Annotated in this window: 15 protein-coding genes and 2 pseudogenes; 12 read left to right on the top strand and 5 right to left on the bottom strand. The window is 58.5% G+C overall.

All coding sequences use genetic code 11. The annotated features are described in order from the left end of the window. Positions 1-4 precede the first annotated feature (4 nt). Positions 5-232, top strand: coding sequence for a hypothetical protein (locus tag SO156_RS39935; protein WP_498538606.1), 228 nt, complete (start codon positions 5-7; stop codon positions 230-232). 84 nt (positions 233-316) lie between these two features. Beyond that, positions 317-1,429 carry an S-(hydroxymethyl)glutathione dehydrogenase/class III alcohol dehydrogenase gene (locus tag SO156_RS39930; RefSeq protein WP_498538611.1) on the top strand — a complete coding sequence of 371 codons (1,113 nt, stop codon included), beginning with the start codon at positions 317-319 and terminating at the stop codon, positions 1,427-1,429. 272 nt (positions 1,430-1,701) lie between these two features. Here SO156_RS39930 and SO156_RS39925 read toward each other — a convergent pair. Continuing rightward, positions 1,702-2,128: pseudogene (locus SO156_RS39925) on the bottom strand (transposase); the annotation flags it as partial. Positions 2,129-2,148: 20 nt separating this feature from the next. Between SO156_RS39925 and SO156_RS39920 the strand changes: the two are divergent. After that, positions 2,149-2,295 carry a hypothetical protein gene (locus SO156_RS39920; protein WP_498538605.1) on the top strand — a complete coding sequence of 49 codons (147 nt, stop codon included), beginning with the start codon at positions 2,149-2,151 and terminating at the stop codon, positions 2,293-2,295. On the opposite strand, the gene SO156_RS39915 is transcribed toward SO156_RS39920, so the two are convergent. Continuing rightward, positions 2,287-3,321 carry a spermine/spermidine synthase domain-containing protein gene (locus SO156_RS39915; protein WP_498538604.1) on the bottom strand — a complete coding sequence of 345 codons (1,035 nt, stop codon included), beginning with the start codon at positions 3,319-3,321 and terminating at the stop codon, positions 2,287-2,289. The two genes, SO156_RS39920 and SO156_RS39915, sit on opposite strands and share 9 nt — an antisense overlap. Before the next feature lie 254 nt (positions 3,322-3,575). Next, positions 3,576-3,983 carry an adenosylmethionine decarboxylase gene (gene speD / locus SO156_RS39910; RefSeq protein WP_449378417.1) on the bottom strand — a complete coding sequence of 136 codons (408 nt, stop codon included), beginning with the start codon at positions 3,981-3,983 and terminating at the stop codon, positions 3,576-3,578. A 1,531-nt stretch (positions 3,984-5,514) separates the two neighbouring features. Between speD and SO156_RS39905 the strand changes: the two genes are divergently transcribed. From SO156_RS39905 to SO156_RS39890, 4 genes are all read left to right on the top strand, one after another. After that, positions 5,515-6,354, top strand: a complete 840-nt coding sequence (locus SO156_RS39905) for an RMD1 family protein (RefSeq protein WP_498538603.1) — start codon at positions 5,515-5,517, stop codon at positions 6,352-6,354. Positions 6,355-6,975: 621 nt separating this feature from the next. Next, positions 6,976-9,216 (top strand): tetratricopeptide repeat protein, encoded by a 2,241-nt coding sequence (locus SO156_RS39900; RefSeq protein ID WP_498538602.1) that lies wholly within the window; start codon positions 6,976-6,978, stop codon positions 9,214-9,216. Between the two features lie 337 nt (positions 9,217-9,553). Next, on the top strand, positions 9,554-10,750 hold the full coding sequence (locus SO156_RS39895; RefSeq protein ID WP_498538601.1) for an MFS transporter: 1,197 nt from the start codon (positions 9,554-9,556) through the stop codon (positions 10,748-10,750). Positions 10,751-10,766: 16 nt separating this feature from the next. Further along, positions 10,767-11,135 carry a DUF3088 domain-containing protein gene (locus SO156_RS39890; protein ID WP_498538600.1) on the top strand — a complete coding sequence of 123 codons (369 nt, stop codon included), beginning with the start codon at positions 10,767-10,769 and terminating at the stop codon, positions 11,133-11,135. 638 nt (positions 11,136-11,773) lie between these two features. Here SO156_RS39890 and SO156_RS39885 read toward each other — a convergent pair. Beyond that, positions 11,774-13,894, bottom strand: coding sequence for a prolyl oligopeptidase family serine peptidase (locus SO156_RS39885; protein WP_498538599.1), 2,121 nt, complete (start codon positions 13,892-13,894; stop codon positions 11,774-11,776). 1,059 nt (positions 13,895-14,953) lie between these two features. Here SO156_RS39885 and SO156_RS39880 point away from each other — a divergent pair. The 5 genes and pseudogenes from SO156_RS39880 to SO156_RS39860 all read left to right on the top strand — a co-directional run bounded on the left by SO156_RS39880 (position 14,954) and on the right by SO156_RS39860 (position 18,800). Then, on the top strand, positions 14,954-15,763 hold the full coding sequence (locus SO156_RS39880; protein ID WP_498538598.1) for a class I SAM-dependent methyltransferase: 810 nt from the start codon (positions 14,954-14,956) through the stop codon (positions 15,761-15,763). Positions 15,764-15,807: 44 nt separating this feature from the next. Further along, positions 15,808-15,957, top strand: a pseudogene (locus SO156_RS39875) (ectoine/hydroxyectoine ABC transporter ATP-binding protein EhuA); the annotation flags it as partial. 332 nt (positions 15,958-16,289) lie between these two features. Next, positions 16,290-17,093, top strand: coding sequence for a hypothetical protein (locus tag SO156_RS39870; protein ID WP_498538597.1), 804 nt, complete (start codon positions 16,290-16,292; stop codon positions 17,091-17,093). After that, positions 17,094-18,341, top strand: coding sequence for an alpha/beta hydrolase (locus SO156_RS39865; RefSeq protein WP_498538596.1), 1,248 nt, complete (start codon positions 17,094-17,096; stop codon positions 18,339-18,341). Between the two features lie 249 nt (positions 18,342-18,590). Continuing rightward, a complete protein-coding gene (locus SO156_RS39860) occupies positions 18,591-18,800 on the top strand; it encodes a hypothetical protein (RefSeq protein ID WP_498538595.1) in 210 nt (69 codons plus the stop codon). A gap of 90 nt (positions 18,801-18,890) precedes the next feature. On the opposite strand, the gene SO156_RS39855 is transcribed toward SO156_RS39860, so the two are convergent. Further along, on the bottom strand, positions 18,891-26,615 hold the full coding sequence (locus SO156_RS39855) for an amino acid adenylation domain-containing protein (RefSeq protein WP_498538594.1): 7,725 nt from the start codon (positions 26,613-26,615) through the stop codon (positions 18,891-18,893). Positions 26,616-26,628: the final 13 nt, after the last annotated feature.

The raw sequence follows: 26,628 nt of genomic DNA, 5'->3' as shown, positions 1-26,628 counted from the left end.
GAATGTGCAAGTATGTCAGAGACACCTGGAGGCCAGTACCGCGGTTGCGACGGCGCTCACCCCAGCGATCGGCTACGAGCGTCCGGCCGAGCTGGCGAAGAAGATGCTCATCTCGAGCAAAACAATCCGGGAGGTGCTCGACGACCAGTCGGATCCTTCCCCGGACTTGATCGCCCAAACGACTGATCCGCATCGTCTTACAAGGCCGACGCGAACGCGAGCGGCACTATAGATCGCGATCACCGACGCAAAGAGAATTACGGGATGACGAATGCTGATCGTCGTCCTGCAGAATTTGTCACTTGAAGGAGCGTGTATGAAATCCAGAGCAGCCGTCGCCTGGGAAGCCAAGAAGCCGCTGTCGATAGAATCGATCGAAGTCGGCGGTCCGCGACAGGGAGAGGCGCTTGTCGAGATCAAGGCGACGGGCGTTTGCCATACCGACGCCTACACGCTGTCGGGTCTGGACTCGGAAGGTAAATTTCCGGCGATCCTCGGCCACGAGGGCGCGGGAATCGTGCGCGAGATTGGCGAAGGTGTATCCTCGCTGAGGCCAGGCGATCACGTCATTCCGCTCTACATGCCGGAATGCCGGCAGTGCAAGACCTGTCTGTCGCAGCGCTCCAACCTGTGCACTTCGATACGCGCTACCCAGGGCCAAGGTCTAATGCCTGACAAGACGACCCGCTTCTCCTGCGACGGACGTGAAGTCTTTCACTACATGGGCTGCTCGACCTTCTCAAATTTCACGGTGTTGCCGGAAATCGCTCTGGCGAAGGTCCGCGAAGACGCTCCCTTCGACAAAATCTGCTACATCGGATGCGGCGTTACGACCGGAATCGGTGCAGTGATCTACACGGCGAAGGTGCGTCCGGGATCGAACGTAGTGGTCTTTGGCCTCGGCGGCATCGGTTTAAACGTCATTCAAGGCGCGCGAATGGTGGGCGCCGACAGGATCGTTGGCGTCGATATCAACCGAGCGAAGGTCGAAATGGCTAAGAAGTTCGGTATGACGGATTTCATCAGTCCGTCCGAAGTCGGTCATGACAAGGTCGTGCAGGCGATCTTAGACTTGACGGACGGGGGCGCCGACTATTCCTTCGATGCCACGGGCAACGTGAACGTCATGCGACAAGCGCTCGAATGTTGTCATCGCGGTTGGGGTGAATCGATCATCATCGGTGTCGCGGAGGCCGGCAGGGAAATATCGACCAGGCCGTTCCAGCTCGTCACCGGTCGTGTGTGGAAGGGCACCGCCTTCGGCGGAGCACGCGGTCGCACGGACGTGCCGCGGATCGTGGACTGGTACATGGAAGGCAAGATCAAGATCGACGATCTGATCACCCATAAGATGCCTCTCGACGAGATAAACACTGCCTTCGATCTCATGCATGGGGGCAAATCCATTCGATCTGTCATTGTCTATTGATCGCGACCATTGCGCTTTACGAGGAGGGAAGTATGACGAAAAGACTGTTGCATCGGACGATTCATGACGCTGGCTCTCGCGGAGGAAGCTCCTCATTCGCGGGAGGTATACTCGCCTGCCATTGAGACCTTGCCCCCTGGACTTACTCCAGATTGAAGTTCGCTCTGGCGCATATGAGGACCAGAACATGAAGCGCAGCCGCCTTTCTGAAGAGATGGGGTATTCGGTCCCGATCGCCTGACCTATTTGCCGCGCGGCCGGCCTCAGATCAACACGTTGTTGAGCACCACGCGAATGCGCTCCGCTGCACGATAATGGATATCGGTAAGGTCGCGCATGCAGGCAGCGAAGTCCTCTGCGGCCCGGCGCTCGGTGACCTTCACTCTGCGCCAGGGGCGGCTTACATCGACGAAGACAAACAGATTGGCGGTACCGTTGCGTCGGTACTCGCAGTCGTAGCGCTCGAGCTGCCTCGGCTTCCGGCATCGGCTGGCGAGCCTCGCCGATCAGCTGGATCGGGCTCTCGTCAAAGCAGACCACCGGGTGCTTCGGATCGGGTGCCTCGAGAACGTCCTCCATGCGGGCGACGTGCTCGCCGTCAACCTGGGGAATGCACCACATGTCCTTGCGCCACGGCTTCAGATCGTTCTCGGCTAGGCGGCAGCGCACCGTCTCGCGCGACAGGCTTCCGTGCGCGGTCGTCCCCGGCCGAGACCGACATGCAGGAATACTTCCACGTCAGCCCGCCATCGGCTCATCAGATGGTGCTGACGCTCAAGCGAGCAGGATTCATCCGAAGGCTGCCGAGGACACCCCGCAGCATCGAACTGCTCGTTGATCCCAACCAACTGCCGGACCTATTCTGATCCATCGCTCAGCCGGTCAAATTCACCGTGCAGAGGCACTAGTTGTGCGAGTATCTTTTCCAGATCGCCCATCTTATTATCTTCAAAGATAGGCCCGTCCGACGCAAGTAGCCTTTGCGCTTGTGAGCAATGGGTACAACACGACCTAAAGAATTCACCGGTTAAGTGAGAGAGAGATGCCTCCAAGCGTTTTGAGATTGTCGAATTCATAGCCGACGCGGATAGTCGGTTCGGGTCGAACCAGTCAGATGCGACGAGAAATCCCCAACCTCGCAAGAACGAGGGAATCAACGCGCTGTAAGTGTGAACTTGCTCAAAGACGCTCTTGAGCGTTCGCGCCAGCATTGCATGAGCGCGGCCGTCAGCAAAGGAAAACCTCAGCGCCTGAACGGCAACAACGCCGCCAGGCCTCAGCCGCCTTTTGATACGCAGATAACATTCCCGAGTGTAGAGAGCCAGCGCCGGGCTGTCGGAAACGAGATCGCTCAAATCGATGACAATGACATCATAAAGATCTTGGTCGTTTACGATGAACTCTCTACCATCCGAGAAAACGAGCCTGCATCGGGGATCATCGAAGGCTCCTCGATGCCAGTCTTTCAGATAGTTCCGGCACACATTAATCAGTTCGCCGTCGAGATCAACCATCGTTGCCGTCTCGACCGACTTATGGCGTAGCGCCTGCCAAATGGTCGCTCCTTCTCCCCCGCCGATAACCAGTACATTCCTAGGTGCTGGATGAGCGAGCATCGCGGGTTGGACCAAGAGTTCGTGATACAGTTCCTGATCCAAAGCAGCGCTTTGGATCATGCCATCCAAGAAAAGAGTGACGCCATAATTCGCGGTCTCCGCAACGCATACAGCTTGAAAAGGCGTATGGCTGACATGAATGATGCGGCGCAGACAATAGCTGTATCTGTCGAAGAGATCGCTGTCTTCCGAGAACGCAAGATAAGTCGGATGTTGATTGCGTTGCCTTGACACCACGGGTTTGCGCGTATGCGAAGAGGAATTCTCACTCATCATTCGATGACCTTACGCTTGAAGATCAGTGGAGTTTTGCAGTGCGGACGACAAATCCAGATGCGGTGACTTGACGAGATCGGCGCGAAACTATGTCTGTCTGTCAAGACTATGAGGATGAGCGGCAGTGGCCCGATGCGAGAGATCCGGCGGGCCGAACTGATCGGCTCCCTCGGTGCGTTGTGTCCCTACTGTCAAAGGGTCATGACCACCGATCGCATGCCCCTCCCGCGACCACGTCTGGCTCCGGCGCACCCTTATGGGCTTTGGTCGTAAGTTCCACTTGCCTGACCGCTACCTCTTCTCACACTGCGGACGTCAGATCGTCTAGGCTGGAACGCCTCGATCAAAACCGCGACTGCACTTTTTGCATCACCGCTGCCACAGACAAAAACATCAGCAGCCACGTAGCCGCTCTCAGGCCAAGTATGTAAGGTCATGTGCGATTCGGCCAGCAACGCTACTGCCGAAACGCCGTGACTTGGGACGAACCTATGCACATGAAGGTGGATCAGCGTCGCTTTCGCTGCGCGAACGGCTTTTCGAATTGCGTCTTCCGCGATGGACGGATCGTAAAGGTGGTTCGCTTCCCAAAGGTCAAGCAGGATATGAGATCCACCAATAGAGTTTACCGGTCCAGCATCAATCGCTCCGTCATCGGTCATTTTGCATTCTCAACTGAATTTTCGATCCGATAGTCCTTTTGAAGGCGCGGGGCAATTGCCAACGGAAGACGAGGCGACACGATCGCAGGGGCGAAACAAGTTGAGCGAATGGGGCAATCATTTGAGAGAGGTGTGACGCAGCGCGGTGAAATCAAACCGCATCGATTTTTCTCCCTGCCCGGCCGCGCTTTGCGCGCACGACATGTGCCTTCCGAAACAGCTCAACTTAGCTGATAGTTGAAGAGCAAGAAAACTATCAACTCTGGTAGTATGGCCGTGCCTAAGTCCGACTGGCGCTGCAACGCCCGCGCAGCCGGTGGGTGCTTACAGAAAGGCAATCAGTTTCCGACGAGCACATCCAAATGGATTGTTGCGAGCCCGTTTTTGGCGGTGTGAAGCTGTCCTCTATGGCCCGGCGATGGCCTTCCACCGACACCGGCTTCTGCATGAACGGGCCCCTCGAGATCTACGATGAACGGGCATCATCCCTGATGCGAGGGTTGGTTCAATACTCTCATGTTCGGCAATTTGGAAAACCACACATGGGGCACTGACGACAGGCTCTGACATTGCCGAGCATTACGCGGTAAAGGTCAACTTCCTTCACAGCCCAATGCTTGCGCTGCGATTCAAATTCGTGGAGCATGTCAAGCGCTGTACGATTGAGGTAGATCGTGCTGTTTCGTAGCTGAGGCACCTCGGCATCGAGTTTCATTCAAATGAAACTTCACTCCCCGCGCGGTCCGTTAACCAGGCCAACATACGCAATCTCGTCCGGGACTTCTTCCTGCATGAACAGGCAACCAAGAGGAGCCGGCCTACCAATTCCTGCAGGTTGTTAGCCGCGAGGGCGAAGCGTAGATGCTAGCCTGGAGATAGCGCATGTTCTACGTTTACAAGTACGCGCGCATGGCCCGGCCGGGTAAATGGACCTTTGCGTCGCAGCACTCGAAGTTGGAAGACGCTGAAGTGGCAGCGCGCAGGCTTTGCTCACAAGGCGTTGACGTCTGCACGGAACCAACGAACCGCGACATGGCTTCCTCGGCTCCGTGCAGGGGCTTGATTGGTCCGCAATGATTGCGCGGCATAAACTCAAGTAGAAGCGAATAAGGGATGGAGACTCACCAGCCCAATTGCCCATCCTTGACACGCTTCGCTGGATCGAAGTGTACGCGCCAGCCTCAAGCATGAGGCAGTCACTTGCTCGTTATTCGCTTCAGTCGCGACAATGCGACGCCGAGCCGCTTGATCACGAGCGGAACGTGATCGCAGCATTAAACGGCGCTCCCGAACGAACAGTAGGTGCAACTTGCCCAATTTGACAGAAGGCCGACCTCATCGCGATGGAAGTGACGGTGTCCTCGCGTGCGCGCTCCGACGAGCGTAATTGACTTTTATTGCGAAGATTGTCGGGACAGTGCGACTGATTGCATCCCTGCAAGGATGGCGGCCCTTTCGGCGTGCGGCCGTCGCGTCTCGACGAGCAAGCAAGCAAACGGGTGATCTGGATCTGTCCAACGAGGATTTTCGTGTGAACGCCGATCAACTTTCTGTGGCCACGTTCGCAACATCACCGGGGCAGGACGCCGCGCCGAGTTTGGAGATTCGTGCTCTGATGCTGGGCGACCGCATCAATGCGGCGGGTCTGGAGATCGGAACGATGGTGTCGTCGACGCCGGCCGCGTTCCGGGTCCACGCCGGGCTCGCCGTGATCTTCCGCTACGGCATCGTGGTGCTGATCGGCCTCTCGCCCTCCGAAGAGAAGGTTCTGGTCGACACCTTGAAGCCGCGCGTGATCGGCGAATTCAGTCCCTACGAGGAAGAGACCGCACAGGCGCAGCTCTGCAACGATGACGCCTCCGAGACTATCCAGCCTGGCGGGCCAATCTGCATCGCCAAATTCTCCGACGACCGGCTGCTCCTGATCGCGGACGCGATCGCCAAGAGCACCGCGCTTGCCCGCGACGAGCGCCGTGTCGGCGCCGTGTTCGACGTCATCGAGCCTTTTGCGCGAGAGCTCGCCCAGCGCGGCCGCACGCCGCGCCGACGCAAGGGAATCCTGCAACTGATTGGTAACGTGCTGTTGGTGCAGCAGCGGGTCGCTGGCCGTGTCGCCGTCGCGGAAAAGCCTGACGTGCTCGGGGAGAGGCCCGGGCTCGACCGTCTCTATTCGCGTCTGGAGGACGAATATGAACTGCTTGAGCGTCTCGACACGCTCGAGCGCAAGCTCAAGGCAATCTCCGAGACTGGGAATGCGCTAACGGATATTATCGACACGCAACGCTCTTTTCGCCTGGAGGTCGCCATTGTCGTGCTCATCCTGATCGAGGTCGTGATCGGCTGCGTCGAGATCCTCATTGGAACTCACTAGCGATTACGTTCGCTCAATCGCGAAGTCCTCAGCGTCTACGAGCATTTCCGATATAGCATCGGTGGCCAGAGTTCCCCCCAAGCCGTTCAGTTGGCTCGACGTTTGCGAGACGTGTCCGCGCTCCGGGACGCCTTCCCTCCCATTTCGCTGGGGCAGCAAGCTGGCCAAACGCATCGGCGGCAAAAAAAATGCCAAGGTTGCCAGATGCAAGTCCAGTCAGCATAGCAAGAGACTGGCCCCACGCGACAAAGCCGAGCCTCCAGTCACAACGGTCCAAGCGCAAGATCGGGTCCTTTGCTAGCGCCAATCTGAGCCGCACTTCCAATTTTTTGATAGCGAAGTCAAGGAATCTCGCTGCGGATTAGCGCAGCAACTCACTATTCTTTCTTGCACGACTGGCCGCACTGTCGCTTGGTCAGTCATGCCAGAGAAGGAAAGGAAAACGTGATGAAGAAGAAGATCGCTGAGATCAAGACCACCATCCGAACCACCACTCCGTACACGGGTACGCTCTAGGTTGGTTCGACGAGTGCCTTGAATGCATCTACCTGATGAGCGCATAGCGGCATCGGAGGGTGGTCCTTTCGACCACCCTCCTTTGTGACAGTTCCGGAGAGTCGAATGGTTGAGTTGATCCAGCAACGCATTGCCCCGGCCATATCATCTTCCGTCGAGATCAATCGGATCACCATTTTGAAGGCAGAAGGGGGCATGGCACCGATTCCGACGATCAAAGCGGCACTCGCAAGCTCCGGCTGGGACATCTCAATCACTGACGGCGACTGGCGGACCGGCGGCTATCTCGCGGGGCTGCAAACCCTCATCGACGCCGAACTGACGTGGGCTACTAAAAATAGGCCAAAGCTGGTTGAGGCGGCACAACAATCCTTGAAGCGGCTATTCCCTCTCCTGGTCAGCGATGCCTTTAGCGTGCCGAAGGATCTCACCAATACCTCGAGCAAGGAGGAGCGCACACGCTTCTATCATCATGAATACCAAAATAAACTCTTGGTTGGATTAGCCGAATTCCTGATCAGGTGTGCCCGAGAGCGCAACGAACGTCACATCCTCGTCATCGACCGGGCGGCTACCTTGTCCGCCCCAGCGAAGAACCTGATCAAGCTACTTGACAGGCTGGACGGCGATGCGCGTCTGTTTCGGTTTCTCCTGATCGATTATGAGCAACGCCTCTATTTCCAGGACGCCAGCGAAGTTCATTTCGGCAGATATAGCATGCAGGAACTGGAGCCGGTCCTGGATCGGAATCTCGCTACGGAGAAACAGCGGCAGATCTATGAGGCAAGTGGTGGGAATCCGCTGATCGCCGAGGCCTTGAGCAAATGCGCGGCAGCCGGATTGCCGGTCATCGGCTATCTCGAGCCGATCGCGATCGTGGATCTCCATCTGGCCAGCCTCAACACCGAGGAGCGGCACAGCCTTCTCAAATCTTACATTGAATCCGATTGCACGACGCCTGATCTCATCGCGCAACGAAACTATGCGATCTTCGAGCAGGCGACCGTAGATCATCTGCACGAGCAGGTGCACCGCGCTTCCCTCGAGCGCTATCTGACGGGCAAGGCGCCGCTCGTCATGCTTCATGCGCTATCGATAAGAGACAAATACAAGCGTCTGGAACTGGTTGCAGAACCGAGTCAGATCCTCCAAAGCATCGGCTTATATGACCTCTGGTTTGGCTACTTCGGGGAAATTTTCGCCGATCCTACGCTGCGCACCTACGGCTCGGGAGATGCTCCGGTAAACGCCACCTTCATCAACGCGGCTTTTGTGCTGTATTCGCTCGGCTGCGGGCGTGTGTCCGTTCCCTATCTAAATGAATTCTACAAGACATTCCCGAAGAGCCGATACACGCCGACGGTTCTCTATGCCCAATCAATGACGTATGGACGCTATCAGCAGCCGGTCAACCTCACGGTGGCCGAAGAGTACGCCGTCCAAAATCTGGAGACCATCGAGCGGGATTTCAAGGATCACGACAAGTACGACTATATCAAGGTGTTTGCAGAGAATGCCTATGCTTACATCAAGGCCAAGCAGAAGAAATATGAGGAAGCCCTCAGCCTGTGCGCGGAAGGTCATGGCAAGATGCTTAAGGCGTATGGCAACGAGCGCTTCAAGCTTCACCAGTCGATTCTTATTTACAACACCAGTCAGGTCTATGAACTCGTCGACGATCTTCCTCGGGCTGAGAAGCAGTTGCGTGAGGCCATTGCCTACGATCCCTACTATGGAGAGTATTACAATGACCTGGGGAACCTGCTTTCTAAAGTACCCGGAAGGGAAGCTGAGGCTCTAGAGGCATATGCGCGCGCCATTGAGCTCTGTCCCCCCTATTACGAAGCTCATCTGAACAGGGCCGCACTTCGCAACAGAATGGGAGATGCCGCGGGCGCTCTAGCCGATCTCGACAGAACACTTGTCATCAAGCCAAACGAATGGCGAGCTCACTTCGAGAAGGGCAACATCTTGATGCGGCAAGATAGGCCGAAAGCTGCTCTGGAAACCTATCTAGCGGCAGCCAATATCAATTCCAAGAATGCCGATTTGCAGAGCAACCTCGGTCTCGCCTATTCCGAGCTTGGTAAGGCGAATGAGAGCATCGCGCACTATCTTCGAGCTCTTGAGCTCAACCCTCGGCATGCGCCCACGCACAACAATCTTGCCATCGAGTACTTCAACGAGGGCCGGCGAGATACATCACTGAACCACGCCACGGTCGCTGTCGAGATTGGGGGAGATCCAGATTACCTCCTCACTCGTGAGTACATCCGGACAAGTCTGCAAGCTGACCTGGCTTCGCGGCAGGATCGAGCTTCTGCGTCCTCGGCCAAGCCTTCATGAGCTGGCGGCTCATGGCGTTCCTTGACATCGAAGCCGAGCGGCGTGCGGCAGGATCGCCAGGAAAATGATAACTGCACCTCAAAGCTTATGGGCAAAGTCTAGCGGGTCCCGTCGCGCGACAAGCGCTGAAATTCAGGGACCGACCAGACAAGGGGATCCGGCTTGGCCGGCGCCTTGTCCCGAACGACCGCAGGCCACAGGGGGAGGCAGTTATGATGCCTTCTGACCAGTCGTCCTGTTGCCAGAACGTTCGTCATACCCTTACCGGCTCATCACACCGATTTGGCGGCACACGACCGCCGTCATCTTCGCTTCCGCATCAAGCGAACCCGATGACATGTTCGGTGAGCTAGAAATGAGCGGGTCGAGAACACGGCAATTCGTTTATCTATCGCATTTGATCGTTCAGATCGGCGGCTGGGCGTTCCGAATCGGCATCCTGATCGGCCTTCTCCAATCCAGCATGAGCGCCGCGGGTCTTGGCGTTGCGGTCAGTTTTGCGCCTATCATGCTTGGGAGCCTTTTCTTGTCGCCGATGGTCGACAGACGTGACCCGATCTCCGCCATGATGATTGTCAATGCGATTCGCCTATGCGCACTGCTCGCCATCTTCTGCACCGACGGAGCCGATTCCTTTCTGAGCTATGCCTCAATGGCCGTCCTAAGTCTGGTCCAGCCCGTTTACTTGTCTGCAGAAGTTTCTTTCTTCCGTCGTATCACGTCTAAAGACGGCATGATCTCGGTGCTACGCAACATTGCCAACATCGACATGCTAACCTATCTGATCGGAATGTTTGCAGGTGCCATGCTCTCCGACCAATTGCAGTTACCTGGCGTTTTGGCATTCAACTTATCGGCGATCGTCCTGTCGTTGATCGTGCTTCTTGGCATTAAGCTGCAGTTCAGAAGGACAGCAGCAATCCCTGAGAAGCAGCCCTCCGGAACCGTTCTGGATTTAACACCGCTCTATCCCGCATTCCTTGCTGTCTTTCTGCTCAATCTCGGCGCGGGCATCATCAATGTCTATCCTGCTATACGTGCCACAACCGGCGGGGTTCTCGACAGAAGCCTTATATTGACAATCATTATGACCAACGGCGTTTTGGCCCTGCTGGGGGCGCTAGCCGTCAAGCCGATTTTCAACCTGTTGGGCGCCTTGCCGACGGTCGCCGGGGCCGCAATGCTGCTTGCGGCATGCCTTGCGATCATGTCGCTCGATGCTGGTCTGGCTGTGGTCATCGCGTCCAGCAGCGCGATGCTCGGCTTTGGCCAAATATTTGCGGCTGCCGCCCACACCCACATGGTCTCTGCAGTTGCTCCGGATCGAGCCGGCCGCCTCTCCGGGTTATTTCAATGTTGTACCTATAGCGGGGTTGCGGGAAACGGCATTGCTGTCTCGCTTTTAGGTGACCGGCTCCCTTTCGGCACGATCGTGTTTCTATGCGCGGCAAGCGCATTTGTTGCTTTCGCTGTTGCGACCTTTGCAGTGGTAAGATCAAGGCACTCTCAAGGTTCATGTCCGGTTGATCGGTAGTTCAGGGATTCACACGATGGCATGGGATCAGTTGTTCCTTTTAGAACACTCGTTTGTAGATCCGTCCTTGCCAGGGCGAGAATTCTATTGCTGGCAATGCTTGCTATTGGACGGGGTGCTGTCCGCGTTTCCAAGTCGCGCTGCGATGCTCGACGTTCGTCGGGTTGCCTGGGCCAAGCCACGAACCGCACTCATCGAGAGGCTTGGCCAGGATCATCAGTCAGCGCCCGTTCTTATTCTCGAGAAAGGAGGCGCTGCAGCGGAGAATGCGAAGTACGCGAACGGGCTCGCCTATGTCGACGATCCATTTGCAATCCTTCATTGTTTAGCTGTGCGTCACGGATTTCCGGCGCCTTATCCCGGAAGAGTGGCGCCTTGGCCATGATGGTCATCACCGGGTTGACGCCATATTGGCCCCAGGGGGAGCATCGCTGGCCGCCTCAAGCAAATGAAGGCTTTTTCGAATAGGTAACTAGCGCATTCGACTTAGGCTCACGGGCGGTGCTAACTGCGACAAGTTGTTTGCTATTGAGCTCCTTCCCAGCGCCAACGACCGCTATTTGCCGGTGCTAGGCCTATCAACGCGAGTTCACCGATCAAGTCGCTGCCCGGACACACGGACGCTTCCCGTCGTGTCGTCCTTGAGGCACGGTTGCGTTAGATTCCCGCTCGGTGCAGCGCTCATTGCTGTGCGATCTCCTCCAGAAGGAGGCAACGGAATGTGAGTTGGAATGGCAAGTCCTGGACCAATCAGGTTCTGCAACACTTTGTCCGTCGATACAGACGGGCTAGCCACGCTGCAAGACGCAGCAGCTAGTTGACGGGCTTGCGTCGAACGCTTCTCGCGCGCTCATGGAATTCATCCGATCAATCTCGAGATCCGCCATAGCATCTTGCCCGCCGATTGGGGGGTTCGTTGCTTTTGCCTCGCGTCCGCTTCGGTCAATTCAGCCAGGGGACGTGATGACGTCGAGATAAGCAATGGTCCTGGATTTATCTGCTTCGACAAGCCCTCCGCCGAATTTACTCCGAACAAAGCCTTTTCGATGCATAGGTGTATTCGAGCGCCAGCCGACGTGCGTATTCGATGAGATTGGCCGCAGCGGCGTGTCCCCCATCGATGTTCTCGTAGTAGAAGTAAGGCTGGCCCAGCGCGGCGAGTTTCGCGGCAGCCTTGCGCCCGTGCGCTGGATGCACGCGGTCATCCTTGGTCGAGGTGAGAATTAAGGGAGCGGGGTAGGTCTTGCCCGATGCCAGCTTCTGATAGGGCGAGTAGGCTTCAATCCACGAACGGTGCTCGGCGATGGCGGGATCACCGTATTCGGCAATCCAGGAGGCGCCCGCGCCCAGGCTGGTGTATCGAAGCATATCAAACAGCGGCACCTGCATGATCGCCGCGTTGAAGAGCTCGGGACGTTGGGTGATTGCGGCGCCAACGAGTAGGCCACCTTGGCTGCCGCCAATTACTCCTAGCCGGCGCGGACTTGTGATCTTGCGGCGGATCAGGTCTTCGGCAACCGCAATGAAATCATCCCATGTCGTCTGTTTCATTGCCCCCTGGGCTGCTTGATGCCATTGTGGACCAAACTCGCCGCCCCCGCGCAGATTCGCAACGACATAGGCATTGCCCTGTTCGAGCCAGAGCCGTCCCACGGGTCCGAGATAGGTGGGCAGAAGCGAAGCCTGGAACCCGCCATAGCCATAAAGAAGTGTTGGATTGTCGCCGTCAAACCTCGCGTACCTCGCCCGCACCAGAAAATAGGGAATTGACGTGCCATCACGCGAAGTCGCTTCGAACTGGTCCACGACGTGATTGGACGCATCAAAGGCGGTAGGTGTCGTCTTCAATTCCTCAACGTTTTGGGTTTCGGCATCAAAATACCAGATTGATGTTGGCCTGAGGTAGTCCGAGACCGTGAACATCGCCTGGTCCGCTTGCTCGGACGCGGCTGACACGTCGACATTTGTATGTTGCGGCAGCGGGATCGGCGTCGACGACCAAGCTTTCTGGTCGTACTTATAAAGGAACGCTTTGCTCTGAATGTTTTCGAGGATCGTCAGGATCAAGAAATTTTTTGTGCTACTGAGCCCGCTCAGGGCCTGGCGGGGCCCAGGCTGGAAGACAAGCGAGGCTTTAGCGCGCAGCGGATCTTGTTTCCATTCGGCTAAGTCATACGAAATCAGCGAACCGGCCCCAAATCTGACGTCATCGGGCTCCCATTCTTCGTCAAGGTTCACAAGCAGACGGCCGCTCGCGATTCCGACTATCGCCGCCTTCTTCGGCAGATTGAGCTTGATGGGCCCATCGGGGCGGAAGACCACGTACTCACACTCGACAGAGCTGATGGAACGAACGGCGCCGGTCGCATGTATGCGTCCTTCACTGTCTCGAAGCACTAAGGGCAGCGTCTGAACGTCGCTAGGCTCGCCGCGAAAGATCTCACGAGCCTCACCGAGCGGCTGAGCGCGTTTGAGCTCCTTCACCACAAAGGGGTAGCCGGCCTGCGTCAAAGACCCCCTGCCCCAGTCCGGTGCAACAAGGAGTGTGTCACCATCAACCCAGCTGACGTTCTGCTTGCCCTCCGGAAGATAAAAGCCGTCAGCAACAAAGAACTTGGTCTCACTGTCGAACTCGCGAATGGACGCTGCATCCTTGCCGCCATCGGAAAGACTAATCAGGCAGAGGCGCTCTTCAGGCGGAAGGCAACTGCCACCTTGAAACACCCAATTCTTGTTCTCGGCAATGGCCAATGCGTCCACATCAAGAATGGTTTCCCACTGTGGATCTTGGCTACGATAGCGTTCCAGCGTGGTGCGCCGCCAGACACCGCGCACATGGTCCTCGTCTTTCCAAAAATTTTCTAAGCCGCGCCGTCCCAACGAAACGTATGCAATGCGATCCTTGGACTGCAGGATTGTGAGCGCCTGTTCGTAGAAGCGCCGATAGCGGGGATCTGCCTGGAGGACGCCGAGTGTCTTCTCGTTTTCGGCGCGAGCCCAAGCCAATGCGGTTTGTCCTTCGACGTCCTCGAGCCAGACAAATGGATCATCAGCCTCCACCAACGTCGTTCGTGCTTGCGCAAGCGCGGTGGACGCGGCCCCGGAATTCGATAGCGGCGCGGCGGAAAGGAGTGATGTGTTCATGGACTTTCTCCAGATGAGATCGACGGGCCACGAACACGCCTGCGCGTCAGGCAGAAGCGGCGGAAAGCACGCAACGCATGGCCTAGCGCCGCTTGCGGACCATTCATTGCAAACTGCGTGCCGGCAAAAGAGTCGGAAGTTTGAGCCGCTCAGGGCTGCACCGACCATGTCCGATTCCCGACATTGATTGCCAAGCAAACACGGGCAACGTGTCGGCGAGTTCACGCGTCAAACATCGCCAGTATTTTCGATCCTCAGTGGTCCAGAAGGGACACAACGAATGCACCGCGCGCCAGCGGCGTCATATCCCCATATGTGTAGGTTCCTCATAGCTTCGGCGCTATCGGGCAGATTTGTCCACGGCGATCACTACGACAAAGAACAGCGCATTGATCAGCGGCCAGATCGCGATCAAGTTAAGGACGGTGTACATGGCGATCTTCCAAGCCCCCGAAGAGGCGCTCCAAATAGTCATCGGACGGCTCGGCTCTTCATGGCCAGGAGAAAGAGCTTGTATTGCCTCTCCGTGCGGCAAGATCTTTGAGGGCCTACAAGCCCTAATCCACCAGCCACCGAATGCGCCGCTGCACCCTCGTCAACTAGCATGTCTAGTAGTTGATTGAGATCGAGGGCTCCTAACAAGCTAGATGGCATAGTAGAGCTCAAATGGGGCTAATAGTTCCAATGCACCGACCTTCATGCACGCTCGTTTCGACACCTCCATCTCAAACAGCAGATCCGCTGGCAGATGCCTCCGATCAGAATTAAGTCCGGCACGTTTGGCTCGCAAATTGCGGCTCGCTGCCATGCACGATCGCTGGACCGCACACTTAGCTGATCTAGTCCCGCGCCCGCTCCTCTCGCGGAGCCGTCTCAAAGCTCGAGTGGTGTTTGAGATAAGGGTGCCGATGAAAGGCCAAGATGCCGGAAAATTCCGGCGATTAGCTCTTTGCCGTTTGCGCCGCTTATTCAAACTCTGGTGCAAATTCAGATTCGATGGAATAAATTCGTCGGGAGATCGACGAGCGCAATTGATCTTTAGTCAGACGGAATGACGCGATGAAAGAAGCGGTTGATGGTCGCTTATTGGCAGCAATTGATCGGCTAGCGAATTCCTCCAACGAGGTTGCCAATGCTTTGTCGACAATGCTTAGCAAGCAGGACATTGCAAATGAACACCTGCGCAAACTTGTAACCGCTGCGGAAATGTACGGGCTACCCAGAACAAACCATAGCTTGTTTCGTACTTTGTCTGCGATTGCGCAGGAACAAGCCATTGAGATAATCCGCACAGAAATGGCGGACGCTATTTTCTTTGCCGATCACGATGAGTTCAGGTTTGATGCCTTGTCAAAAGCGGGTACGGGTGTTGCCCTCGAGTTCGGCGTCTATAGCGGTTACACTATCAGCACCATGGCCGAGCGATTTCCAGAGCGGAAGTTCTATGGCTTCGATAGCTTTAATGGCCTCCCGGAGCGCTGGAATGGATACCTTCCAGTGGACTTCGATCGTGAAGGCAAGGTGCCTGACGTTCCGGAGAACGTAGAGCTTATTGTTGGTCTGTTTGATGAAACGATTCCGGTGTTTACTCGGCGCGAGCTGCCCGTTGCGTTCATCCACGTCGATTGCGACATATATTCAAGTACGAGAAGTATCTTTACGGGGCTCAAGTCTCAGATTCGTCCGGGATGCGTTATCGTGTTTGACGAATATTTCAACTACGTGGGGTTCGAGAAGCATGAAAGATTAGCTTTCGACGAATTCATCCGCGAGACCAACTATGGTGTCAATTGGATATCTTATTCGGGGCAACAAGCCGCTTGTCTACTGACGAGAGGGACCGAGGAGCACTTTCATCGACCTGACTGAAAAGCTGGTTGTCATCGAATGCTTTTCGGCCTACGAGCTCAACCAGAAAAAGCGTTACACTCTTTGACGAGGCGACATCGGCTCTCGACCCAGAACTCGTGGGTGAAGTGCTCCGCGTCATGAGAGAACTGGCCAAACAAGGCACGACGATGATCGTATTCGCACACGAGATGGGCTTCGCCCGTGGCCAAGCGATTGCGGCATTCGTCAGCGAGATGCGCCAAGGCGCGCCTTAGCCAGCTTGATGCCTGCTGTCGGACTTGTAGCACTCGGCGTCGCACTCGCGTGGTGTCACGAGGATGTTTGGAGCAATACGCTGCTACACCGAAGTCCCGCCTACGCGAAGCTTTGCCTGTCTAAGCGGATCACTCCCCATAAATGATGAGCCAAAAGGGAGCTTCTTCGTTCAACCGAATGGCTCGCGGGCGGCGCGTTTCTGATCTATTTGCAACCTAGCATCACCTGTGATACCGCAATGAAGCTATTGCGACTTTAAGTTACTTTTTGATGGATTTTGGAGGCACGGATGTCATTCGCCGCGCTTGATATTCCGCAAAAGCCGACCAGGCCGAGCCGGTATATGACCGCGAATGGCGTCGCGGCCCTCCTATCGATTTTCGCGCTTTCAACAGCCGATGCTTTGGGCGAGGAATGTGGCTGCCGCTTCCAAAAGGCTCGGTCCGAATCCACAGTCGGGACCTGCGCGGTCCGGGAGGACATGGCGCGCGATTGCGACCTGGTCTGGGGAGCGCCCGCCGGTTCGAAGGAAGCCAATGCCGGGCCTTCGGACAACGACGCCATCTTCTCGGATCTGACCAAGGCCGCCAATGCCGGCCGTTCGCCAGACGCCGACAAATTCGCTCCCGGCGCGTCAGGGATGTCAGACCCGGGTTTCTGGAACCAATTCAGAAATGAGGTGCGCCGGCGCTCTCAGATTCCGGATGACGCGAAAGCCAGCACGTTCGATCACGCGTTGGCTTTTTTGGCCAACCAAGGCGCTACATCTGATTTCCGGCAGTATACGCTCGCCGCCATCATCTTCATCACCGCCGCCAACTTAAGCCAAGGCCGGATCGATCCAGAGCTTCGTCTTGCGATCTTTAATGCCATGATGAGCAACCGGGATAAGCTGACAGCTTTTGTGAGTGGCGGGTCCGAGCCCAGTCAGTTCACCATGCCTTTGACGGTCAAAGCGCCGGTAGCTCCATCCAACCAGGTGACGCTGAACGGACAAGTGACGCGAGGTTGCTTCGACATCTGGACCGAGGTGCCGACCGTCGGATCGCTGGTCAAGGCCCCCTGGGCCTCCGTTAAAGGAGGCCGATGCTAAATGAGGATCGTCTGGCTAGCCCTACTGCTTGTTCTGGCGAGCATTTCTCTCGCGAGCGCGCAAAGCGTCCGCGTTATTGAGTGGAGCCGCGGCCGCTCTCCAATCGCGGTTCTCTTCCTTCATGGCCTGGGCGGCTGCGCGGTGCCTTCAGGAAAGACCGCGAGGGAATCTTGCGCCGATGGCGCGATTGACAGCTTCCGCAATCCCCAGAGCTCCAAGAGCTGGCCGGAAATGATTGCGTCGGACGATTATCGTTTGGCGGCGACGGCTCTCCGAGATGTATTGCCGGCTCCTCTCCGCGTTGAAGATTTGGGCGTCTGGGGCGTCGACTACAGCCGATTGACGACGTCGGGCTGCGCCACATTCAGCGTGCCAGAGGCCGCGAGGCTGATCCGCGGACAAATCGAAGCGAGCAGGCTTTTCGAACGCTACGAGCAAGTCATCATCGTTGCCCATAGCATGGGCGGCCTGATTGCCAAGAACATGCTTTTGTCGTGGCAAAATTCCAACGATCCAGACGGAATGTTGGCCCGCACGATCGGCGTGCTGCTGCTCGGCGTCCCCTCTCAGGGGAGTGATATCGCGCCAGCGCCAGGCGTTTTACGGTATGTGCTCGAAACTCTCGGCGTCGATAAACTCGCAAACGCTTGCGGCCGCCAGGTCAAGGACTTGTTTGCCGCGGATGAAAACACCTATCTTCGCGACCTTGAGCGACGGTGGGAGCAGCTTCTCAGCGCACGCCGGTCAGCCTCCCATTCGCAAGCCCCGCTGGTTTATTGCGCGTACGAGACAATGCCGGAGCCGATCGCGACGAAGTACATAAGCGCTACCGTCGTCAAACAACTGTACGCCCAGACGCAATGCAGCGACGAGCAATTTGCCATTCCAACCTACCATACGATGCTTCCAAAACCGCTGAACATGGAAGACGACGTGCATCGTGCCTGGTTCGCCCGCCGTTTGGACGATCTGTTCCGTCAGTGGACTCAGTGGGACTTCGTCCGTTTCGACTTCCTCGCGAATGACACACTCGAAACCTTCGCCCGAGCTGTGAATCGCAATCAAAGCGCGTTTGTACTCGATGTCGCCGACGTCAAGGATGTCAAAGTCGCCGCTGGCAAATTCACGGCGCCGGACAACTTCGCTTTGGCGACGAAAGTCGCGAATGTGAATTCGCTTTGTCTGAATCAGGAATGGCCTGAAGGCAAACCGGGCCGCGTGTCGATGCGGCCTATGGGAAAGTGCTGACGCGCGACGGTGTTCGTACGCAATGTGCCCACGGATAAGCCGTCCAATGCCATCTCGGCCGTGAATTTTCATCGCGCATCAAAGGAAGCCAGCGAATCGTTAGATCACGGGCGTTCGTTCAGCAGCGTCACTTGGAGAAAGAAAGGCACTGACTGACGCCTCCCCTCGTTAGCCTAGATATCCTCGACAATGCCGTCCGCGTTAGCGGCGGGCTCGAAGTACCGCGAAATAGGCGCACACGCACTTGCAGTGCAGGTCACGCTCGACGCCAAGGCCAAAGCGGCCGCTGTATGCAGCGAGCTCGGTCAGGCTGACTTCTGGCGCTGGGTTTCGGTGAGCAGTTTCATGGCAAGTCCTTTCGGTAAAGAGACCGCCGGGTTTGGCGATCTCGTTGCCGTTCGGACGCGCGAGGCGGAAACGAGCGAAGCGGTCAAGACCGTAATGGGAGGCAGGCCGTAGGCGGGAACCGTTCGGTGTTGCGTGATCCCAGCAGTGGATCATTCTTGTCGATCGGGATTGACAACCCGCGATTAAAGAACGGACGACTATTTAAAGTGTCCCGATTAAGGCCGTTGAGATCGCCCGACCCAGAACTTGGCGGTTCTCCGGGACATCCATCATAGTCACGTGGTCGCCTGGAATTGGCACGGCATGAATGGCCTCCGCACTTAGAATTCGGTCCCAACCCCGCAAAGGCGAAATTGCTTCTGGACCTAGTGAAGTTTTTCGAGATCGTGTCCGACGGCTAAGAGGCCATTTCGCATAGAATTGGTGTATCTCAACTGGAAGGAACGGAACTTGATACAAGCCCAGCGCCCGTTGGAACTGCGTGGCCCTTTCATAAGTCAGAATATCGTTGCGGAGATCACGGTCCAGCGTGATCGCCCCAATTTTCTGAGCCTTTTCAAGCAGTCGGGAAATTGAAGTTTGTCCAGCGAAGCGGTTGAGGATTTCGAACTTCTCGTCATTCAATTCGAGAGACTCCAACACTACTTCTTGTATCATTTGGGTGGGCGATGTCCTCGATGGATTTGCAAATAACACAACGTCAATTAGGCTGATGAAGGAAACAGCTTCGTTGAGGTTTAGTAACTGCTGCGCAATTGCATAAGCCAAGATTCCTCCTGATGAGTATCCAGACAACCGATATGGACCTTGCGGCTGGATCTCGCGAATCGCCAAGCTCGCTTGCGAGGCGATCATTTCAAGAGTTGGAAATTGAAATGCACTGAATTGCGGCCATGGCAAAGCGTAGACAGGACAGTCGACGTCCATTTCTTGCGCCAAACTGGGGACATAGGAGCAATCGCCCAAACCTGTGGGAACAAAGAACAGCGGTGACCGCGATCCGATTTCTCGAACATAAATCGCTCTCAAACAGCTGGGCTGTGGCGCCAAATGAACTTTCGATGCGACTTCCTTCAGAAGGGGGCCTTGGAAAAGGTCGGCGGCGCTGAACTTGAGCCCGAGATCGACTGCGCGACTGAGCACTTGCACCGCTAAGAGCGAGTGGCCGCCCAGTTCGAAGAAGTGGTCGTTGCGTCCGACCCGCTCCAGCCCGAGAAGCTCCGCCCAGATCTCTGCCAGCGCTGTCTCGATCGCGCCGCGCGGCGCCTCATAGGCTGCCCGCGCATAGGCATCGTCAGCCGGCGCCGGCAGTGCCTTGCGGTCGAGCTTGCCGTTCACCGTCAGCGGCAGCACCGATAGCTGCACGAACGCCGACGGCACCATGTAGTCCGGCAGCCGCGCACTTAAGTGCGCCCGCAAAGTGTTGGCAAGGTCAGGGCCATCCAGCTCATCCGATTGAGCTTCGGGCGCACACACCACATAGCCGACGAGGTGCTTGTCGCCGCGGCCATCCTGTTGCGCCACCACCATCGCCTCGCGCACAAAGGCGTGCTCGCAAAGCCGCGCCGCGATCTCGCCCGGCTCGATGCGGTAGCCGCGGATCTTCACCTGGTCGTCATTGCGGCCCAGGAACTCCAGATTGCCGTCCGGCAGATAGCGCGCCAGGTCGCCGGTCCTGTACAGCCGATCGCCCTCCACAAAGGGACTGGCGATGAACCGCTCGGCTGTCAGCTCGGGGCGGTTCAGATAGCCCCGCGCGACTCCCGCCCCGCCAATGTAAAGCTCGCCCACCGCACCAAACGGAACGGGCGCGCCATGACCGTCCAGCAGGTAAACCCGCGTGTTCGCAATCGGACGGCCGATCGGGACAATGGCCCCATCAAACTCAGCCGGGCAGCTCCATGCTGACACGTCGATCGCAGCTTCCGTTGGACCATACAGATTGTGCAGACCAGTCCAAGGTAATACTCGCCGAACCTTCTGCGTAAGGGAGGCAGAAAGCGCCTCACCACTACACACGAGACGCTGCAGGGATGTGCAGCGCTCAATCCCCTTCGTGTCCATGATGCTGACCAGCATGGATGGCACGAAGTGAGCCGTCGTGATGCGCTGGCTGATGATCAAGTCGACCAATGCATCGGGATCTTTGTGCGCATCCGGTGGCGCCAGTACCAGGGTCGCTCCTTCAAGTAAGGTCCAGAAGAACTCCCAGGCCGAGACATCGAAGCCAAACGGCGTCTTCTGCAAGACGACATCAGTCGCCTCGAGCGCGTAGGCCTTCTGCATCCAGATCAGGCGATTGATGATGGCACGGTGCTCATTTAGTGCCCCCTTGGGGGTGCCTGTTGATCCGGAGGTGTAGATCACATAGGCGAGGTGGCGCGAGCTCAGGCCGAGCGCGCGCGGGTCCGGATCCGACGCCGGCAGGTTTGCCCACACCGGAGCCGCCGCCTCGAGATCCACCAAGCTCACATCGGCCAGCGCATCGCTGCCCAGCGCGGCACGGCCGGCCGCGTCACAAAGCAGCAGCTGCGGCGCTGCGTCGCCCAGCACCTGGCGCAGCCGCTGAGACGGGTAGGCCGGATCCAGCGGCAGATAGGCGCCGCCCGCCTTCAGGATCGCCAAGAGTCCCACCACCATCGCCGGGCTGCGCTCCAGGCAGATCGCAATCGGCTGATCCGGCCTGACCCCGAGCGCGATCAGATGATGCGCCAGTTGGTTGGCCCGCGCGTTGAGCTCGCCGTAGCTCAGTCTCTCGTTTTCGTGGACCACCGCCACCGCGTCCGGCGCCTTTTGCACCTGCGCCTCGAACAGCTCATGGATGCACCGCTCCGACGGATAGGCCGCCGCTGTCCGGTTCAACTCCTCCAGCAGGTAGCTGCGTTCGTCGGCCGGCAGGATGTCGATGCTGCCGACCGGCTGCCCAGCATCGGCAACCATCGCCCGCAGCAGCGCCAGCAGATAACCCCGCTGCCGCTCGATCGTCGCTTCATCGAACAGCGCCGTGGCATAATCAAACGTTCCGGCTATGACCTCATCACGCTCGCCTAGACTCAGCTCCAGATCGAACTTGACCTGATAGAGCCCTTCCCCGGCAGCCTCCACGCTCAATCCGGCAAGATCGAACGACCCGACGGCGTTGTTCTCCCAGGCTAGCATCACCTGGAACAGTGGTGTGTGATCGAGATGCCGGGGCGGCTTGACGATTTCGACTACCTGCTCGAACGGCAGGTCCTGATTCTCCTGCGCAGCCAACGCAGTGCGCCGCGTCCGTTCCAGAAGCTTCGACACGCTCGGCTCGCCCGACAGGTCCAGCCGAAGCGCCAGGGTGTTGACGAAGAAGCCGATCAACCCTTCGATCTCGCCGCGGCCGCGATTGGCGCTCGGCACCCCGATCACAATGTCGTCCTGCCCCGACAGCCGCGACAGCACCGCAGCCCACGCCGCCAGCACCGTCATGAACAACGTCGTGCCATGCTGCTGGCTGAGCCGCCTCAACTCCCGCGTCAGATCCGCATCGATGACAACAGGAACACTGGCCCCGGCAAACGACTGCTGGGCCGGCCGCGGCCGGTCCGTCGGCAGCGCAAGACGCGCCGGCGCATCAGATAGATTGCTGCGCCAATACTGCGCCTGGTTCGAGAGCCGCTCGCCGGAGAGCCATTGCCGTTGCCAGACCGCATAATCCGGATACTGGATCGCAAGCGGCGGCAGCGGATCGTGTTCTCCGGCCACGAATGCCCGGTACAGGCTGCTCAGCTCACGCACCAGCACGCCCAGCGACCAGCCGTCCGAGACGATGTGATGCTGGGTCAGCAGGAAGACGTGTTCCTCATCCGACATCCGGATCAGACGCCCGCGGATCAGCGGCCCGCGCGCAAGATCAAACGGCGAGCCTGCCTCTTGATGGCACAGCTCCAGAAGCGCCGCCTCAGCATCCGGCCGACCCCGCAGATCGTGCTCGAGCACCGGCAGCCCCGCATCGGCCGGCAGAACCTCAACTCGGGGCTGGCCCTCCGGTGCGACAAAGACACTGCGCAGTGCCTCGTGACGCGCAAACAAACGGTCAAGGCTGCGCTGCCAGGCGCTGCGGTCGAGCACCCCACGCAGCCGCGAGGCCAGCGGAATGTGGTAGTTCGTGCTGCCTTCGTCCAGCTGCGCCAAAAACCACAGCCGCTGCTGCGCAAACGACAGCATCAGCGGCTCATGACGCGATACGGCCGCAATCGCCGGCAGGTCTTGGGGACCGGAGCGGCTCAACACCTCGACGATGCTTGCCGCCAGATCGGCCAGCACCGGTCTGGCGAACAGCGTCGACAGCGGCAGTTCGACCCCAACAGCCTGCGACAGCCGGCTCGACACCTGCACCGCCAGGAGCGAGTGGCCGCCGAGCTCGAAGAAGTTGTCGTGGCGTCCGACCCGCGCCAGCCCGAGAAGCTCCGCCCAGATCTCTGCCAGCGCCGTCTCGACTGCGCCCTGCGGCGCCTCATAGGCTGCCCGCGCATAGGCATCGTCAACCGGCGCCGGCAGTGCCTTGCGGTCGAGCTTGCCGTTCACCGTCAACGGCAGCCCCGATAGCTGCACGAACGCCGACGGCACCATGTAGTCCGGCAGCCGCGCACTTAAGTGCGCCCGCAAGGTGTTGGCCAACCCGCCTCCATCGTCCTCGTCCGAGCCAGCCTCGTCCGAGCCCACCACATAGGCGACAAGGTGCTTGTCGCCGGCGCGGTTTTGGCGCGCCACCACCACCGCCTCGCGCACAAAGGCGTGCTCGCAAAGCCGCGCCGCGATCTCGCCCGGCTCGATGCGGAAGCCGCGGATCTTCACCTGGTCGTCATTGCGGCCCAGGAACTCCAGATTGCCGTCCGGCAGATAGCGCGCCAGGTCGCCGGTCCTGTACAGCCGATCGCCCTCCACAAAGGGACTGGCGATGAACCGCTCGGCTGTCAGCTCGGGGCGGTTCAGATAGCCCCGCGCGACCCCCGCCCCGCCGATGTAAAGCTCGCCCACCGCACCAAACGGCACCGGCGCGCCATGACCGTCCAGCAGGTAAACCCGCGTGTTCGCAATCGGACGGCCGATCGGGAGACGGCGGAGTGTTTCGTTACTCAAGTTGATCTCGTAGACTGTCGCGAAGGTCGTCGTCTCGGTCGGGCCGTAGCAGTGAATGAGACGTACGGGGCCTTCTTCTTTCAGCAATCTCAGAAATGAGCGAAGATTATTGCGCTCTCCTCCACAGAGGAGGTACTTAAGTTGGGCTAACGTCGGAGCAATCGATGATGCATATTGGTTGAATAATGCTGTTGTCAGAAAAAGTGACGTCACCCGGTGCTGTTTAAGCGCCCTGGCAAAACTGGGAGTATCTGTGACAGCTTGGATTGCAACAATGCAACCACCGTTAAGCAGCGGCGCCCACACTTCGAATGTGCTTGCGTCGAAGGCGGGATTGCCAGCCCATGCCACACGATCTCCCGCCTCAATCTTCGCATATCCATTATTGATCACGAGCCGGTTGACAGCACGATGAGAAACAAGAACTCCTTTGGGAAGGCCGGTTGAGCCGGAGGTGTACATTACGTAAGCGGCAGCCTCAGCGCTCAACGCTAGGCCAGGATCGGAACTACATCCCGTTCCAACTATGAGCGGCTCAATAGCCAGAACAGGTATCGTCGCCTCAACCAGATCATTACCGTCAATCTGGCTAAGCACCAGGCGGGCAGCACAATCAGCCATCAGCCATTCTTGTCGCGCAGATGGAAGGCCGCGATCGATCGGCACATACACTCCGCCCGTCTTCAGGATCGCCAACTGCGCCACCACAAGAGCGACGGAGCGATCAAGCACTGTCGCAATGCTATCTCCCGGCCTGACTCCGAGTGCGATCAGATGATGCGCCAGCCGGTTGGCCCGCGCGTTGAGCTCGCCATAGCTCAGGCTCTCGTTTTCGTGGACCACCGCCACCGCGTCCGGCGCCTTTTGCACCTGCGCCTCGAACAGCTCATGGATGCACCGCTCCGACGGATAGGCCGCGGCCGTCCGGTTCAGATCCTCCAGCAGATAGTTGCGCTCCTCAGCCGGCAGGATGTCGATGCGGCCGACCGGCTGGGCTGCATCGGCAGCCATTGCCCGCAGCAGCGCCAGCAGATAACCCCGCTGCCGCTCGATCGTCGCTTCATCGAACAGCGCCGTGGCATAACTCAGCGTTCCAGCGATCTCCTCGCCATGCTCGCTTAGGCTCAGCTCCAGATCGAACTTGACCTGATCGAGCCCTTCCCCGGCAGCCTCCACGCTCAACCCGGCAAGATCGAACGACCCGACGGCGTTGTTCTCCCAGGCCAACATCACCTGCAACAACGGCGTGTGGTCAAGCCCGCGGGCTGGCTGCACGATCTCCACCACCTGCTCGAACGGCAGGTCCTGATGCTCCTGCGCAGCCAGCGCCGTGCGCCGCGTCCGCTCCAGAAGCTCCGACACGCTTGGCTCGCCCGATAGATCCAGCCGAAGCGCCAGGGTGTTGACGAAGAAGCCGATCAACTCTTCGATCTCGCGGCGCCCCCGATTGGCACTCGGCACCCCGATCACAAGGTCGTCCTGCCCCGACAGCCGCGATAGCACCGCAGCCCACGCCGCCAGCACCGTCATGAACAACGTCGTGCCATGCCGCTGGCTGAGCCGCCTCAAGTCCCGCGTCAGATCAGCATCGATGACAACAGGAACACTGGCCCCGGCAAACGACTGCTGGGCCGGTCGCGCACGGTCCGTCGGCAAGGCCAGACGCGCCGGCGCATCAGATAGATTGCTGCGCCAATATTTCGCCTGCTTCTGCAGCCGTTCCCCCGCCAGCCATTGGCGTTGCCAGGCGGCATAGTCCGGATACTGGATCGCCAGCGGCGGCAAAGGATCGTCCTGTCCTGCCTCGAACGCGCGATAAAGCTGACTGAGTTCACGCACCAGCACGCCCATCGACCAGCCGTCCGAGACGATGTGATGCTGGGTCAGCAGGAAGACGTGTTCCTCATCCGACATCCGGATCAGACGCCCGCGGATCAGCGGCCCGCGCGCAAGATCAAACGGCAAGCCTGCCTCTTGATGGCACAGATCCAAAAGTGCCGCCTCAGCATCCGGCCGACCCCGCAGATCGTGCTCGAGCACCGGCAGCCCCGCATCGGCCGGCAGAACCTCAACTCGGGGCTGGCCCTCCGGTGCGACAAAGACACTGCGCAGCGCCTCATGACGCGCAAACAGACGGTCAAGGCTGCGCTGCCAGGCGCTGCGGTCGAGCACCCCGCGCAGCCGCAAGGCTAGCGGAATGTGATAGTGCGTGCTGCCTTCGTCCAGCTGCGCCAAAAACCACAGCCGCTGCTGCGCAAACGACAGCACAAGCGGCTCATGACGCGATACGGCCGCAATCGCCGGCAGGTCTTGGGGACCGGAGCGGCTCAACACCTCGACGATGCTTGCCGCCAGATCGGCCAGCACCGGCCTGGCGAACAGCGTCGACAGCGGCAGTTCGACCCCAACAGCCTGCGACAGCCGGCTCGACACCTGCACCGCCAGGAGCGAGTGGCCGCCGAGCTCGAAGAAGTGGTCGTTGCGTCCGACCCGCTCCAGCCCGAGAAGCTCCGCCCAGATCTCTGCCAGCGCTGTCTCGATCGCGCCCTGCGGCGCCTCATAGGCTGCCCGCGCAAAGGCATCGTCAGCCGGCGCCGGCAGTGCCTTGCGGTCGAGCTTGCCGTTCACCGTCAGCGGCAGCCCTGATAGCTGCACGAACGCCGACGGCACCATGTAGTCCGGCAGCCGCGCACTTAAGTGCGCCCGCAAAGTGTTGGCAAGGTCAGGGCCATCCAGCTCATCCGATTGAGCTTCGGGCGCACACACCACATAGCCGACGAGGTGCTTGTCGCCGCGGCCATCCTGTTGCGCCACCACCATCGCCTCG

The organism is Bradyrhizobium sp. UFLA05-125 (genome assembly GCF_059803515.1).
Note: the sequence above shows the minus strand (reverse complement) of the source record. Positions and strands in the feature narration are given on the sequence as shown.

Coding starts and splice junctions, on each gene's coding strand:
- SO156_RS39930 (WP_498538611.1), top strand. CDS start 317: ATGAAATCCAGAGCAGCCGTCGCCTGGGAAGCCAAGAAGCCGCTGTCG.
- SO156_RS39920 (WP_498538605.1), top strand. CDS start 2,149: ATGCAGGAATACTTCCACGTCAGCCCGCCATCGGCTCATCAGATGGTG.
- SO156_RS39915 (WP_498538604.1), bottom strand. CDS start 3,321: ATGATGAGTGAGAATTCCTCTTCGCATACGCGCAAACCCGTGGTGTCA.
- speD (WP_449378417.1), bottom strand. CDS start 3,983: ATGACCGATGACGGAGCGATTGATGCTGGACCGGTAAACTCTATTGGT.
- SO156_RS39900 (WP_498538602.1), top strand. CDS start 6,976: ATGGTTGAGTTGATCCAGCAACGCATTGCCCCGGCCATATCATCTTCC.
- SO156_RS39895 (WP_498538601.1), top strand. CDS start 9,554: ATGTTCGGTGAGCTAGAAATGAGCGGGTCGAGAACACGGCAATTCGTT.
- SO156_RS39890 (WP_498538600.1), top strand. CDS start 10,767: ATGGCATGGGATCAGTTGTTCCTTTTAGAACACTCGTTTGTAGATCCG.
- SO156_RS39885 (WP_498538599.1), bottom strand. CDS start 13,894: ATGAACACATCACTCCTTTCCGCCGCGCCGCTATCGAATTCCGGGGCC.
- SO156_RS39880 (WP_498538598.1), top strand. CDS start 14,954: ATGAAAGAAGCGGTTGATGGTCGCTTATTGGCAGCAATTGATCGGCTA.
- SO156_RS39870 (WP_498538597.1), top strand. CDS start 16,290: ATGTCATTCGCCGCGCTTGATATTCCGCAAAAGCCGACCAGGCCGAGC.
- SO156_RS39865 (WP_498538596.1), top strand. CDS start 17,094: ATGAGGATCGTCTGGCTAGCCCTACTGCTTGTTCTGGCGAGCATTTCT.